At 46.5% G+C, this 14841-nt stretch carries 8 protein-coding genes; 4 read left to right on the plus strand and 4 right to left on the minus strand.

What is annotated here, in order from left to right; translation table 11 throughout:
• Nucleotides 1–29: 29 nt before the first annotated feature.
• From EOPP23_RS01240 to EOPP23_RS01250, 3 genes are all read left to right on the plus strand, one after another.
• Nucleotides 30–2309 carry an FAD-dependent oxidoreductase gene (locus EOPP23_RS01240; protein ID WP_153764160.1) on the plus strand — a complete coding sequence of 760 codons (2280 nt, stop codon included), beginning with the start codon at nucleotides 30–32 and terminating at the stop codon, nucleotides 2307–2309.
• A gap of 83 nt (nucleotides 2310–2392) precedes the next feature.
• Entirely contained in the window at nucleotides 2393–3400 is a 1008-nt protein-coding gene (locus tag EOPP23_RS01245; RefSeq protein ID WP_153764161.1) for a porin, read from the plus strand.
• A gap of 374 nt (nucleotides 3401–3774) precedes the next feature.
• A complete protein-coding gene (locus EOPP23_RS01250; protein WP_194842452.1) occupies nucleotides 3775–6918 on the plus strand; it encodes a discoidin domain-containing protein in 3144 nt (1047 codons plus the stop codon).
• Nucleotides 6919–6987: 69 nt separating this feature from the next.
• Here EOPP23_RS01250 and EOPP23_RS01255 read toward each other — a convergent pair whose 3' ends face one another.
• Together EOPP23_RS01255 and EOPP23_RS01260 are read right to left on the minus strand one after the other, a co-directional pair.
• Nucleotides 6988–7869: a hypothetical protein gene (locus tag EOPP23_RS01255; RefSeq protein WP_153764163.1), complete on the minus strand. Its 882-nt coding sequence runs from the start codon at nucleotides 7867–7869 to the stop codon at nucleotides 6988–6990.
• Nucleotides 7870–8146: 277 nt separating this feature from the next.
• Nucleotides 8147–9070, minus strand: coding sequence for a branched-chain amino acid transaminase (locus EOPP23_RS01260; protein WP_153764164.1), 924 nt, complete (start codon nucleotides 9068–9070; stop codon nucleotides 8147–8149).
• A gap of 360 nt (nucleotides 9071–9430) precedes the next feature.
• Between EOPP23_RS01260 and EOPP23_RS01265 the strand changes: the two genes are divergently transcribed.
• The gene (locus EOPP23_RS01265) at nucleotides 9431–9916 is read left to right on the plus strand and encodes a hypothetical protein (protein WP_153764165.1); all 486 of its coding nucleotides are present in this window, start codon (nucleotides 9431–9433) and stop codon (nucleotides 9914–9916) included.
• Between the two features lie 26 nt (nucleotides 9917–9942).
• Here the strand turns inward: EOPP23_RS01265 and glnE are convergent, their stop codons facing one another.
• Both glnE and EOPP23_RS01275 read right to left on the minus strand, forming a co-directional pair.
• The gene (gene glnE, locus EOPP23_RS01270; protein WP_153764166.1) at nucleotides 9943–12849 is read right to left on the minus strand and encodes a bifunctional [glutamate--ammonia ligase]-adenylyl-L-tyrosine phosphorylase/[glutamate--ammonia-ligase] adenylyltransferase; all 2907 of its coding nucleotides are present in this window, start codon (nucleotides 12847–12849) and stop codon (nucleotides 9943–9945) included.
• 105 nt (nucleotides 12850–12954) lie between these two features.
• Nucleotides 12955–14400 carry a protein kinase gene (locus tag EOPP23_RS01275; RefSeq protein ID WP_153764167.1) on the minus strand — a complete coding sequence of 482 codons (1446 nt, stop codon included), beginning with the start codon at nucleotides 14398–14400 and terminating at the stop codon, nucleotides 12955–12957.
• Between the last annotated feature and the right edge of the window lie 441 nt (nucleotides 14401–14841).

Consider the following 14841-nt stretch of genomic DNA (forward strand, 5'->3'; position numbering starts at 1 on the left):
GAACACAACGAGTCAGTAGATTATCAGCAATGAGTCAACTTAGAAAAGAATTCAACCAGGGTCCACGCACACTCAGACAGCAGTTCGTCTCAGTGGATTTTGTCGTCGTGGGTGGTGGCCTTGCTGGTGTATGTGCAGCAATTGCCGCTGCAAGAAAAGGTCTGGACGTTGTGCTGGTTCAGGATCGACCGGTTCTGGGCGGCAACGCTTCCAGTGAAATCAGGCTTTGGGCTCTGGGCGCAACGTCGCACATGGGCAATAACAACCGCTGGGCGAGAGAAAGCGGCATTATTGGAGAGATCCTCGAAGAAAATCTGTTTCGTAACCGTGAAGGCAATCCAGTCATATTTGATTTGCTGCTTTTAGAACTCGTACGTCGCGAGACCAATATACAGCTGTTATTAAATACCGCAGTGCTGGATGCAGAAACAATTGGTGACTCTATTAAAGGTGTTAAAGCGTTTAATAGTCAGAATTCGACGTTGTATGACATTCGTTCGAACCTCTTCTGTGATGCCACAGGTGATGGTGTGCTGGGTTATCTATCCGGTGCAGATTACCGGGTCGGTGCAGAAGATAAAAACGAATTTGACGAGAAATTCGCTCCCGATGAAGAGTACGGCCAGTTGATGGGCCACTCTATCTATTTCTATACCCGTGACACCGGTAAGCCTGTTGACTTTGTTCCTCCTGCTTTTGCGCTCGAGGACATCACCGAGATTCCCCGCTATAAACGCTTTAATGCCAAAGAAGATGGCTGCAATCTGTGGTGGATTGAATACGGTGGACGGCTGGATACGGTTCATGACACTGAAGAAATAAAGTGGGAACTCTGGAAGGTTGTTCACGGCGTCTGGAATCACATCAAAAACTCCGGTGAATTCCCTGAGTCTGAAAACATGACTCTGGAATGGGTGGGACATATTCCGGGTAAGCGTGAAAGCCGCCGTTTTGAAGGTGATTACATGCTTAACCAGTCAGATGTCGTTGAACAGAAGAGCCATTATGATGCCGTTTCTTTTGGTGGCTGGTCGATTGATCTGCACCCAGCTGACGGTGTCTACAGTGATGATAATGGCTGTCATCAATGGCACAGCAAGGGTGTGTACCAGATTCCTTTCCGCACTATGTACAGCCGTAATGTCAGTAACCTGTTAATGACGGGTCGCCTAATTTCTGCATCACACGTTGCCTTCGCCAGTACTCGAGTAATGCTCACCTGTGCTGCCAATGGTCAGGTTGCAGGAACGGCTGCAGCGGTTTGTAAAAAATATGATCTGACGCCACGGGAGTTGGCTCAGGAGAATCATGTCAGCTGTTTGCAGCAGAAGCTGTTGAGAAGCGGGCACTTTATTCCGGGCATTCCACAGGCGGGTGATTGTGATTTGGCGCTGGCTGCAGATATGACAGTCAGCAGCACGCTTGAACTGCAGTCGTTGAAGCCGGACGCTACATGGCAGAATCTGTCCGACCGTCGCGCCATGATGATCCCCGTGCCTGCTGGCAGTCTTCCTGCCTTTTCAATGTTGTTCAACGCTCTTGAAGACACATCTCTGGAAGTGTCATTGCGTCGCAGTGATAAATTATTCAATCACACACCTGAAGTTGTCCTGGATACAAAGACTCTTGAGCTAAAGAAAGGTGAGCAAGAAAGTGTTGTTGAATTCTCAGCTGACTGGACTGACAGCACTTACGCTTTCATCTGCCTGGAAGCGAACAACAAGGTTGATGTGGCACTGAGCAGTGAGCGACTGACGGGCATTCTCAGCCTGGCTCAGAAAGGCAATACGAAAGTGGCACTGGGCAGCAGGCAAGAACCTTCAGACGACATTGGCTTTGATGCCTTTGACTTCTGGTTGCCTGAACGTCGCCCTGAAGGAAAGAGTTTTGCTGTCGACTTTTCAAAGCCTCTGGCTATCTACCAGAAAGGTTTCATGAAGAACGGCATCCAGAGACCTGTTAAGAAAACCAATGCCTGGCTGCCAGCAAGAGATGATGCAAAACCGACGGTAACGCTTGAGTGGGCTGAGCCCGTAACAATCAATCAGATCTGTATCCATCTGGATAATGACTTTGATCATCCAATGGAAACGGTTCAATGGGGGCATACAGAAAGAGTCACTCCTTTCTGCGTGAGATCGTTTCGAATTCTAGATGCACGAGGTAAGACGTTAATAGAAAAAACTGACAATCACCTAAGTTTCAACAAACTACCACTGCCCAACGCAGTAACAACACGCAAGCTGGTTTTTGAATTCGACAGGGATGAGGTCGACCACCCGGCTGTATTCGGAATCAGTTGCTACTGATCAATTCATTTGAAGAACACGGCAAAAGTCTGACTTTTAACCGAAGGGATACTTTTGCCTTAGAAAAATATTTGGGGAACAAAATGAAAAAGAATATTCTCGCAATCGCCATAGTGGCTGCTACCTCTGCTGGTACAGCTCAAGCTGGTTATGAACTGTTTAATGATGGAGAACAAACTGTTTCTCTGGGTGGCCGTATTCAGCCGATGACCATTCATGAGAATGGCAACAGCTATGATATGCATCGTGCTCGTCTTGATTTGAAAATTAACCGTACTATCTCTGAAACCATGACTGGCTTTGCCCGTTGGGAAAGCCAGTGGCGTCAAAACACTGGGCAATCAAACATTAAAGTTTATGCCGGTGTTAAGTCGGGTGACCATGCTATCCAATGGGGTCGTACCGGTGGTTCCCAAGGGCTGGTGACCAATATGACCGATATCACCAGCTGGTTTGGTGGCGCTGCAACCAACAAGTTGAACGTTGGTAATGAGATGGATGGTGTTATCCATTACACAGGTAGCTTTGGAAGTTTGGAAATTCAAGCTGATGTAGCTACTGCAAAAACTGATACTGAAACGCGTAAGAACGGTAATATCTGGAGCGACACTCTAGTAAAGGATACCGTAAATGCGACAACGACAACGTCAGGATACTCCGTAGGTGCGAAGTATAAAACTGATATGGGAGTTGCATTTGGTTTGACAGCAGGTCAGGAAGAGTATGAAAAAACCTTAGCCAATCAGGAAACAGAGGATACTAAAGCGACCAACTATGTGGCCGCCGTCAGCTATTCTGCTGGCCCAGCTTATGTAGCTGCTTCCTATGTAACAGGTACACGGGCAGAAAAAGATCGCAGCGGTTTCGAACTGGCTTCATCTTACAAAACAGGTGATTTCAAATTCTACGGTCTGTATCAGGATCGCAAAGACGAAAATGCTCAAGGTAAGAAAGAGCAGGCAGTTAAAGCTTACGTTGCAGGTGCTCGCTATTACTTCGCACCAAGCCTCTGGGCTGATGTGATCTACAACTTCGACAAGATCGAAGGAAATAAAGATCAGGTATTCCTGGATCTGCGTTATAACTTTTAAGAGTGGGAAAGTGTTAAGGACTGTGTCTTTTTAGCAATGCTTTTCCAGGGCCGCAAAAAAGTCACGAGAACACTCCCCACCCGAGTTAGAGCTTATACAGAAAAAGCTTGAAAAAGTCAGCCAGACTTTAGTCTGGCTGACTTTCAGTGAATGAAATAAAGAGGTCGATTGCGTAAGGACAACTGGCAATCAGAAGAACGGACAAAGACGTATAAAGGACATCAACAACGGATACTGTTGAGAGAAAGAACATTCAAATACAGCGCTTTTTGTATTGCTTTAAACCGAAGGAGTTTTTAATGATCGCTTTAGCCTGCGGCACCGGGCTGGTCGTTAAGAACGAATAACAAAAAAACAAACAGGTTTGCATGAAAATGAAAAAGCTAATATCCGCCAGAGGAACATGTTTCCTCCTGGCTGCTTTACCCCTTGCTGTGTCTGCAGCAACAATAAGTCAGTCTGGTGATTCGATTGAGGTTACCGAATCGGGCTACCAGATGACTATAGAGCTGAGCGACTTTAAGTACTCATTTTCGGATTCCAGTGGTACTGAGATAGCGCCTGCTCACGACACTTCTGGTTTGGTACTGAATGGCTCACCGGCAGAATCTGCCAGTTATAACGCAGCCAGTTCAACGAGTTCAGAGCTTCAATTCTCAGTCTCCTTTGAGAATAATCAAACAGCAACCGTTAAAGTCTTTCCCAATGAACATTCTGTTCGCATCAGTGTGGAACCATCTTCTCAGCCAACAAATAACACTCTGAAGGCCAGAACAGGTTCTGTTGCCGGGCCTTTCTATGGTTTGGGAGACGATGGCGGTGCAGGGGTTCTTGAGGACATTTCAGACAAAACTCTGCTCAATAATGGTGGAGCTTCCCGATTTATATCAACCTTCGCCATTGCACCGAATACAGGGTTTGCTCAGGTCGCTATTTCTCAAGTGAACGAACGCTTTCTGGCGAACAGTAGTCAAACGGTTCCTCACAAAGTATCCATAAACGCATCAGAGACTGTGATGGGTGTGGGTAATGTTAAAGCGACGAAGCACTTTTATTACTTTATTGGCTCTCCAAAAGAAATTTATCAGGCATTTTCTGATGCAAAAGAAACATCCGGTTATGGTGATGTAAAACCTGAATACGGTATGTTTGGACTTGGCTGGGAAGCCTGGCCTTTCGAAAAATACCACACCAATGCTTCTACGGTTGAGAACAGTGTTACTCAATTTATAGATGATTATGACTACCCACTAAGCTGGGTTGTTATTGGCTCCGGCTTCTGGGAAAAGGGTGGCTCAACAGTCAGCACAGGTCGTTTTAATTTTAAGACCTATCCAGATGGGAATGGCGACGGAAAACCAGACATCATTGAACTGGTTCGCTCAAAAGGTGCGAAAGTAATGTTTGGTCTGCGCACCAGTTTTTCTGATTGTAATGGCAGTAATGACTTTTCCTCAGGTGGCACAGATGGCGGTAAAGGAGGGTGCTTCCTGCCGATTACGACACCAGAAGAGTATTCGACAGGACTTGCTAACAACTATTTTGCCAGACTGGCCAATGGTAAGAACCATGAAGCAAGTTCTCGCTGGTTTCCTCAGTGGGACGGCAAGATGGAGATACTTGATGCGGCCAATCCGGATGCTGTCAGCTGGTATGCCTCGGAAACCGCAGAGTGGGGTGTCGATGGCTGGAAAGAGGACACCATGCTTACCGGAACCAGTGAATCCGGAAAGGTCTATCATGATGGTGCCTGGAATGCGCCGATGAAAGCACTGCATGAGCGTGGTGACTACGTGATGGCTCGTAATGCTTATGTCAGTAGTCCTGGTAGCATCCAGCGCCTCAATGATACTCACGGTGAAGAACTCCGTATTCCACAATTGGTCCTGTCTTATGCAGCCAGTGGTGCACCTAATGTGTATACCGACATTATTGGTAACTCCAGCCAGGGCAATGGTCGATATCTGGAAAGACACGCCAAGTTGGCCGCACTGACAGCCAGTATGTCGTTTGGTATTGAACCATGGCGAAAATCTACTGCAGCCAACATTAAGGCTGCAGCAGACTGGCATGAAAAGTACCGTCCTTTCATCTATAGCGCAGCTCTGAAAACTTACGACACAGGGTATCCTTACACAGCCACTCCCCTGCCAATAGCCTATCCAGAGGACAGTCAGACTTATAACCTGGACAACAGTCGTCTATGGCAATGGTTGATCGATGAGTCGGTACTGGCTTGGCCAAAGTTCAACAGTAGCAGCGGTAACGGTAGTCGCAATGTATACCTGCCTGAAGGTATCTGGATGGATATGAACACCCATGAGAGCTTTCAGGGGCCTCGCATGCTGACTGAACACAGTCAGTCGGGTACAAAAATCCCCGTATTTGTTGGTGGGAAAGGTATTGTTGTCAGCAAGCAGGGAGAAAACCTTCAGGCTGAAATCTGGCCTATCAAGCCAAACAGTGTCAGCAGTGTCAGTTATGAGTATCGCCACTTTGAAGCTCAGGCTGATGGTACTGACAAAGTGTCTTCTATCACTCTGAACAACACTGGTTGGGATACTGGTTTACTATCAGTGACTGATATCACAATGGGCGCATCAGTCGATGTTACGGTTGTTAATGAGCGGGGTGGTATTAACTTTGATCTGCAGGCAGGACACAACTATGAAGTATCCGGTGGTGGCACCGAAGTAGATGCTGGTGGCCCGGGTACTTTGCCAACCGGAGATAATATTGCGCTGAATAAGCCGGTTACCGTCAGCTCTACGCATTCCAGTAGTTTTGTGGGCAGTAATGCTGTTGATGGTGATAATAGTGCTAATAACAGCAGCCGCTGGATTTCAGAACAGTATTCTGACAACAGCTGGATAGAAATTGATCTGCAGGGTAACTATCAGATTGATGAGATTCGTTTCTGGACAGGTTGGAATGACTACAACTCGGCACTGGCTGATTACACGCTGGAATACTGGAATGGTGATAGCTGGATAGAAGCCATTAACAGAACCAATAACAGCAATGCAGTTGTTGTTGAGAGCGTATCAGGTGTGACGGGGTCAAAGATTCGTCTTTCATCATCGGACTGGATCAAGCTGTTTGAGATTGAGGTAATCGGTAGTAAGGCTGCGTCAGTTAATCTGGCGCTGAATAAGACTGCGACTGCCACTTCGAGCCATAACAGCACATATGTTGCAAGCAACGCTGTTGATGGAGACACCTCAAGCAATTCAAGTCGCTGGATTTCAACCAATGACAATCAATCAGACTCGATTGAAGTTGATCTTGGTTCTCTGAAGAGCATTTCACAGATCAAGTTCTGGACTGGCTGGAATAACTCTGGTGCTTTGAGTAGCTATCAACTTGACTACTGGAATGGCTCTGCATGGGTGAATTTGTTTGATGAGCAGAATAATAGTTCTGAGCAGGTAGATAAAACCTTTGCCGCTGTCAGTGCTTCAAAAGTCAGGTTAAGCAGTAATGACTGGATCAAACTGTATGAGTTAGAAGTCTATTAATTAACCGTTCAAACTTCCCCTTTGCTTTCGTAATTACTGAAGACAAAGGGGAGGCTCGCAAGCCGTCGGCTATAACTCCTTATTTCGCTGTTTTTCTATAGCCAAAAATATTTCATTCGCATCGGCGTTCATGGCACGCAGCCTATAGGGCTTTTTGTACTCTGAATAATATATTTCAACCTGAGGGATTCTGGCGTTATGGGCGTAGTGCTCGTTGAGCTCGACCCGTTTTATTTCTTCGAACAGTAAACGCCTTTTGGTCAGTGGGAAGTGAAGAACCAGGCTGTCAGAAAGAATATCTATTTTACTCACGGTCAAAAAGTATTCATGGCTGACAATCAGAGTGAACAGAAGGATAGCCAGCGATGCCCACCAGGAGACAAGGGCCGATATCAGAGCAAAAAGGCCAAACGCGACAAGAAATATAATCCAGCCAACCTGATCAAGCCGGTTTATGCGATAACTGGACGCATAAGCTTTATTTCGAGTGCTTTGTAGGAGCCTCTCAGTCAGAGTAGTTTGAAGTTCCTGAAAGTTTTTTAACTGGCGGGATACGGAAATAAGAACTTTTCCCTGAGCATCTTTTGCTTCAAGCGTTCGCAGCCAGCTACGTTCTTTCCAGGAATCAATTCTCTCCCACGGGATTAATGTTTGCGACTTTGAGTGTCTGAGATACCAGATGCCCTCATCATCAATGGCAATTTCCTGATCTGGCATTTTTCTATAGCTGTACCAGCAGGCAACGCCCATTCCTCCAAACACCAGCATTGAGCATGAAAATATAAAGATGAATGCTTTTAATCCACTCTCACCGCTGGCAAGTAAAACTCGATAATCCTGGTCACCCCCAACCAGAAAAGGCACTGCCAGCCCTAATAAAAGGCAGCCAACGGCTAATACCTTTGCAATAGTGAAATCATAAGAGTGAAAACAGTAACTTTTTTGTGACATGCTCCCTCACACGACAAAGCCTGATCAGCAATAAGTATCCAGACACAGGTAATGAAATATTAAGTCGCTGTTTGCCCGCTTTCAGCGGGTAAAGACTTATAATTTCGTATGTCTGGGTGCTGAAGGCTGTAGCATCAATGAGTCAGGTTAATAATTAACCGGATTAATTGAGAAAGATGTGAGATTTACCAGTAATTAAATGGGGCAGGGTTCGCAGAAAGGGAAGATTTAAAGCTGCCTGTTTTCACAGACAGCTCATTTGAACAAACGGAAATGGTTATACGTGAGCTAGCCATTCAGGATATTCTTTCCGCTTACCAGTCACCTGATCAAAGTACATGGTCTGTAGCTTCTCGGTGATTGGGCCACGCTTGCCACTGCCAATGATACGACCGTCGTATTCACGAATCGGCAGTACTTCTGCAGCGGTACCGGTAAAGAACGCTTCTTTGGCGATATAGACTTCGTCACGGGTAATACGTTTTTCACGCACTTCCAGTCCGATATCTTTAGCAAAACGCATAATGGTTTCACGGGTGATACCTTCCAGGCAGGACGTCAGCTCAGGGGTGTAGAGAATGCCGTCTTCTTTCAGGATGAAGATATTCTCGCCGCTGCCTTCTGCCACATACCCTTCGTTGTCCAGCAGCAGTGCTTCTTCACAACCGCTGTCCAGTGCTTCACGCAGAGCCAGCATGGAGTTCATGTAGTTGCCGTTTGCCTTCGCCTTACACATGGTGATGTTCACATGGTGGCGAGTGTATGATGAAGTACGAATCTTGATGCCTTGTTCCTTGGCTTCAGGGCTCATATAAGAAGGCCAGTCCCAGGCAGCAACAATCGTGTGAACTTTCAGACCTTCAGCACGCAGACCCATACCTTCGGAACCAAGGAAACACATTGGGCGAAGGTAGGCTGAATCCAGACCATTTTCACGAACGACCAGCTTTTGAGCTTCATTCAGTTCTTCTTTGCTGTGCGGAATATCCATTCTCAAAATATGAGCACTGCGGAACAGTCGGTCAGTGTGCTCATTCAAGCGGAAAATAGCCGGACCTTCAGGTGTGTTATAGGCACGAACACCTTCAAAAACGCCCATACCATAGTGAAGGGTGTGGGTCAGGACATGGGTCTTGGCTTCGCGCCATGGGATCAGCTGGCCATCGAACCAGATTACGCCATCTCTATCGGCGAAGGACATAGGAAAACTCCCGGTGTAATCAATTGTTTGAGTTGTTGTTCAGACCCCAGGTGGGACACAGTTTATGTTGTGTTCCCATACAACCATGGCTAGCTGGTTTCTTGACTATATAGCTCGGAATAGCGGGGCTTCAGCGATTCCGGCTGTCACTGTTTTTGTAGTGACAATTTTGCTGTGATTAAGAGCAGAATGCCTGAGCTTCGGTAAGGCGCAGGTTTGTACGTATTGGAGCATAAAACGATGCTGAATCCAAACATACATTAGAGATAGAGGGTTAGTCCTGCTGTCTGCCCTGTTATGCAAATCGAATTTCGTGTCACCAATAATGAATAGGTTATTTCTCGAACGGGGAAGAGAAGTATGTCAATTCAACGCGTAATGTCGAATGCACTCACTGGTGTGGTCAATGGAGCTAATGCTTACAACTATGTAGCGAGCATACCAGGTAGGGGAATTGGAAAGTTAGCCGGTTATGTCGTTGGTGGCCTTACTGGCAGTATTGTTGAGGGTGGAAAATATCTTTCAAGCAAGGTGCGTGGAACCAAGTATCAACCCAAGAGCATAGCAAGTTACTGCGATAAGCCTGTGAAGGTACTTGAGGCTGTTGGTGGCTTTTTATCTGTGGCTGCAATCACTGTCGTTATTCCTGAAGCGGTTCTTTTCAGTGCAGCAGCGGGCTCCTTAATTGATGTTATTGTGGGAGAGGTTATTCAGGAGTCAATGCCACTGACGAATCCTTGGACGGAAGAGCAACTCCCAGCGCCCTGGAGTCCTCTGCATGAAGAAGGTAGCTTTAAAGTACGGCTAGATCAGGATTTAAACAGAGCAGAACTAGGCCAGTGTTAAGCCCGGTTCTGATTCAGTGGCCGGGATTACTTCCCCAGCCATTTTTTCCACAGCTCTGTCACTGAAGCAGTTAAAGGCTCGACTTGCTTTACAGGTACAAAAGAACGCTCACTTAGAAAAGCTCTTGAGTGAGCGGCCTTTCTTAGAAACTTGTATGCCTCGCGAAGGTCATAGCCCTCCTGTTCAGAAAGGTATTCAGCCTTTTCCAGTGATTCAGAAATTCTTACATTATCCGTGAATTCAGTAATGTCGGCATGGCTGTTAGCGTGAGCTAATACGGCGTACTGCATCAGAAATTCAATATCAACAATGCCGCCCTCACCGTGTTTCAGATGAAACATAGGCTCGCCCGTTGCGTCCAGCTTTGTTGAAGTCAGATGTTCATGCATTTTGTTACGCATTTTGATCACTTCAGCTTTTAGCTCGGGTAACTCTCGTTTGGTCGCTAAAATAGTTCTGCGCAGTTTTTCAAATTTCTCTGTCAGCTCTTTATCACCCGCTACTGCCCGTGCACGAACCAATGCCTGATGCTCCCAGGTCCAGGCTTCATTGCGTTGGTATTTTTCAAAGGCTTCAAGGGAACTGACCAGCATGCCGGATGCGCCGGATGGTCTCAGTCGCATATCTACTTCATACAGGCGACCAGAAGGCGTCTGGGTGGTAAGGATGTGGATAATACGCTGCCCCAGTCTTGTGAAGAACATTGAGCCATCCAGAGGTCGCTGACCATCTGTTGGTTTATTGGGGTTCCCGTCGTGTATGAAAACAAGGTCAAGGTCAGAGCCGGGGCCTAGCTCGATACCACCCAGTTTGCCATAGCCAATAATGGCAAACCCCGGATTGCATGGCTGACCATTTTTGGAAACAGGGTAGCCGTGTTTCTCAACCATGTTTTTCCATGCGATATCGACGACTTGCTCTAGCAATACTTCAGCAATCCAGGTCAGGTAATCGCTTTCTTTCATTAAGGGCAGTGTTCCGGCGGCCTGCGAAGCAGCTACCTTGAGAACATGTCCCATCTTGAAATGACGCAGCACTTCCATCTGGGCTTCCAGGTCATCTTCAGGAATATGCGCCAGTTGTTGCCTTAGATCGTGTTCAAGATCATTGCGTTTAGGCGGGTTGTAGAGATCGTCAATATTGAGGAATTCATCGAGCAGGGCAGGATAGCGGGAAATCTCGTCAGCAATCCATGGGCTGGCAGTGCAGAGCTTAATGAGGTGCTCCAGAGCACCGGGGTTTTCCATTAGCAAAACAAGATAAGCCGTTCTGCGAAGAACGCTTTCAATCAACGGTAACAGTCTGCTCAGCGCAGTGTCAGGAGATTCTGTGTCCGAAATCTGTACCAGCAGATGAGGAATAAAGTCGTCCAGTCGTTCACGGCTGACGCGACGTACTCTGGTAATTGCTTTGCCATCACGTAAAGCCTTGAAGCGACTTAGTGCTGAATCGGAGTCATGAAATCCATGCTTTTCAAACTGATTGAGTTCTTCTTCTTCGGAAAGGTGTCCCATCCAGAGTAAGTGCCAGCCTGTTGCTTCTGCTGTTTGTTCTTCAGTACTGTCTTCCGGGTCGGCAACCACATCATCAAAGTGCTGCGTAACTTTTTCTCGATAGTCATCCAGAACAGACAGCAGTTCAGACCAGTCTCGCTGACCCATACTGAAGGCCAGTCGATCCAGAGTTTCATTATCGATTGGTAATTGTTGAGTCTGTTTATCCTGCAAAGCCTGAATAGCATGTTCAAGGTTGCGAAGGTAAATATAAGCAGCTCTCAGTTCATCGGTTGCTGATGCAGGCAGGTACTCTTTCACCTTAAGTTCTTCGAGAACTGTTAACAGGCTTTTCTGTTGTAATGCCCAGTCTCGGCCACCGTGAATCAGCTGGAAAGACTGAACAATAAACTCGACTTCCCTGATGCCGCCTGGCCCCAGTTTAATGTTGCCCTCCATACCTTTTCGTTTAACTTCACGCTGAATCAGCTTCTTCATATCACGCAGTGAGTCAATGGCGCTGAAGTCGATGTATTTTCTGAAGGTAAAAGGCTTCAAGGTATCCAGAAGTTGATGGCCTGAATCGAGATCGCCAGCAATGGCTCTGGCCTTGATCATGGCGTAACGTTCCCAGTCACGTCCCTGATCCTGGTAGTACTGTTCCATGGCGGAAAAGCTCATGGAGAGTGAACCGCTGGAGCCATAAGGCCTTAGTCGCATATCGACTCTGAAAACAAAACCATCCGCTGTCTTGCTGTCGATGACTTTTATAAGGCGTTGACCAAGGCGGTTGAAAAACTCCTGATTATCCAGAGCACGTCTGCCGCCTTTTGTTTCTCCTTTATTAGGGTAGGTAAACATCAGGTCGATATCAGACGACAAATTTAGTTCATTAGCGCCGAGTTTCCCCATTCCCAGCACAACCATCTTTTGCGGTTCAGGTTCTTCGCCATACATCGCGCCCATAGGTGTGCCCAGCGTTTTGCAGGCATCGTCATAGAGCCATTGCAGCGCTTTATCAACACAGGCATCGGCCATTTCAGAAAGGTCTGCTGTGGTTTCCTGCATGCTGGCCAGACGGTTCAGGTCGCGCCAGATAATTCTTACCATCTGCCGGTTGCGGTAGATGCGAAGTTTTTGGATCAGGTCAGCTTCATTGGTGACTGAATCGATTAATTCTTCCAGTGCACTGTGATGCTGACCTGCTGAAAAAGCAGCAAGATGTTCTGAAGGAGAAAACAACAGGTCGGGATGCTTGAGGCATTGCTCAAAAGCAAAATCACTGCCAGCCCAGAGTTTGGCTGTTTTTTGAAGGATTTTTGCTGGTAGTGTGTCTGGAGAGTCGGGAGTGCCTGTGGAATGACATACTTCCACAAATTCTGCCCAGTTACTTTTCAGGTGACTTTCAATCGCTGCGGGATACTGACCTGCGAACTCCATGAGTAATGACTCTCCATCGACCGTGAAAGGTGGTTGAGTGTCATTTTATGGGAAATAACCGGTAGCGGCATCTGTTTCTTCAATTGAATAGAAAGACTTTGTTGTCTAACCGTCAGGGTTCACGGATGGTGTACTTGTTGTGCTATCAGAAAAGTAAGGGTGCTCCAGTAAGTCCCTGGAGGTTATTCGTTTCTCAGGGTCAGGATCAAACAAACGTCTGGCAAGGTTTACCTCAATGCTCTCGTCACCGTAAGCGCTGGCAATGGCTTCGATACAATGTTCGCCCACATGCTGTTGAATAGCGTCTGACATTTCTGTCCCAGACCTAGCCAGTCGGATGGCATTACTCGCGCTGGAGAAATGAAGTTTTTTGCCAGTGAGTAAACTGGTAAAGTGAAGACCAAAAGCCCACATGTCTGCACTTCCAGGGCGTTCACCAGTTATTGAAAATCGTTCTGGTGGTGAGAGTAAAACTCCTGGTGTTATCTGTAGTGCTAATGTTTCTGCTTTGCTTGGTGGGTCCTTTCTTGGGCTGGAAAAGAGTTGCTCATTGGTGCAGCAAAGCCCGAAATCTATGATTTTAACTCGGCCAAGTCCGTCCACCAGAATATTGCCAAAGTTAAGATCCATGTGGTTTAACCCAGCGTTATGCAGTTCGCACAGGCCGGTACCGATACTTTTAAGAATGTTTTGCAGGTGATGTTTTGGCAGTGGTTTCGGCGTCTCTGAATATGGCTCAGCCAGAAGCTTTCCTATGGGCTCACCAGCCAGAGGGCTTAGCAAACCTTCCTCAGTGGCTTCGCTGTTGATTAATACTTCAGAATCCAATGCGGTGATTTTTTCTGCCAGAGAGACTTCGTTGGCAGCAAGAGTAGAGAGTTTATGCGAAAGCTCATTGAGTGCACTATCTGCAGCATCCATTGATTTCCAGTGGGTAGAAAAAGCTTCTTCATGGCCATTCAGCCACGAGTCTATTGACCAGCAAAGACTTTCCAGCTTCGGTTCAGTCTGTGATTTATTGACTAGGGCTCTTAAGGCATCAATGTCCTTCAGAGAGACTGTTTGAGTGGCATAAAAGGGTTCAAGGCAGGCATCAAGCTCTGAAAAAAATGCCAGTAATGCTGGAGACGGTGGCTCTAAAGAAGGTGAGTTTAAAGAGACTCTAGCGGTGTCAATTTTCTTCTGTAGCTCGCCAAGATGTCCTGCGCTAAAACTTTTCTGGTTGCGTAATCTCTGGATTTTCTTTCGAGCAGCTGAAAATTCATTATTGAACTCTGAGTCAGTATCGGATTTTTTCCTTCTGGAAACAAAGTAGTGATTGCCTCTTGTGACCACGACAGCTTTAACAGAGCCCCCTGTACCTATGACCCATTCAGGTTTATTTTTTTTGGATAATGACTGGATTGCTGAAGAATCAGGAGAAACATACCGCTTATGGGATTTATGGGTTCTAACCAGTCGCCCCAGATAACGGATTATCTTTTGAAGAATATTCAGGCGAGCAGGCTGGTTATTTTGAGAAATGGGCCCTTGTTGTGAAATCTTCGGCATAAGCCTTAAGTCGATAGCTGCTCATATCATTTAAAGCGACACTTTAAGGGCGAAGTTAAGTAGGGGAAGTAATGAAAGACTGAGTGTTTATATAAAGGCGGCTTTTACAGGTTGAGAAGTCAGGTTGTTTAAAGTTGTTAATATGTGAAGGTTGACTGGCTCAGGCTGCTGTCTGTCAATACGGATCTGAGTTCGGAATACTCGTACAGCTTTTTACGGCCTATCCGCCAATCAGTTAATTTTCTTACAAATTTACATTACTTTGCTGGTATTCGGGGGCTCTGGTGTAGTCTTGCAGCGGGTTTTGATGTATTTTTGTAACTTTACTACAGCTAAGTACTGGTACTCATTGCGGGTATTGCGTATCTTGTAGTTCAATTACAAGATTGATCAATATCAATTTTTGAGACGTATTTAACCACTGTCAGCCTCTTACTTTCG

This window comes from Endozoicomonas sp. OPT23 (genome assembly GCF_009653635.1).
GTDB lineage: Bacteria > Pseudomonadota > Gammaproteobacteria > Pseudomonadales > Endozoicomonadaceae > Endozoicomonas_A.

Excerpts from the sequence above, each read along its gene's own strand:
- EOPP23_RS01265 (WP_153764165.1), top strand. The coding sequence starts at position 9,431 with ATGTCAATTCAACGCGTAATGTCGAATGCACTCACTGGTGTGGTCAAT.
- EOPP23_RS01245 (WP_153764161.1), top strand. The coding sequence starts at position 2,393 with ATGAAAAAGAATATTCTCGCAATCGCCATAGTGGCTGCTACCTCTGCT.
- EOPP23_RS01240 (WP_153764160.1), top strand. The coding sequence starts at position 30 with ATGAGTCAACTTAGAAAAGAATTCAACCAGGGTCCACGCACACTCAGA.
- glnE (WP_153764166.1), bottom strand. The coding sequence starts at position 12,849 with ATGGAGTTCGCAGGTCAGTATCCCGCAGCGATTGAAAGTCACCTGAAA.
- EOPP23_RS01255 (WP_153764163.1), bottom strand. The coding sequence starts at position 7,869 with ATGTCACAAAAAAGTTACTGTTTTCACTCTTATGATTTCACTATTGCA.
- EOPP23_RS01275 (WP_153764167.1), bottom strand. The coding sequence starts at position 14,400 with ATGCCGAAGATTTCACAACAAGGGCCCATTTCTCAAAATAACCAGCCT.
- EOPP23_RS01260 (WP_153764164.1), bottom strand. The coding sequence starts at position 9,070 with ATGTCCTTCGCCGATAGAGATGGCGTAATCTGGTTCGATGGCCAGCTG.
- EOPP23_RS01250 (WP_194842452.1), top strand. The coding sequence starts at position 3,775 with ATGAAAAAGCTAATATCCGCCAGAGGAACATGTTTCCTCCTGGCTGCT.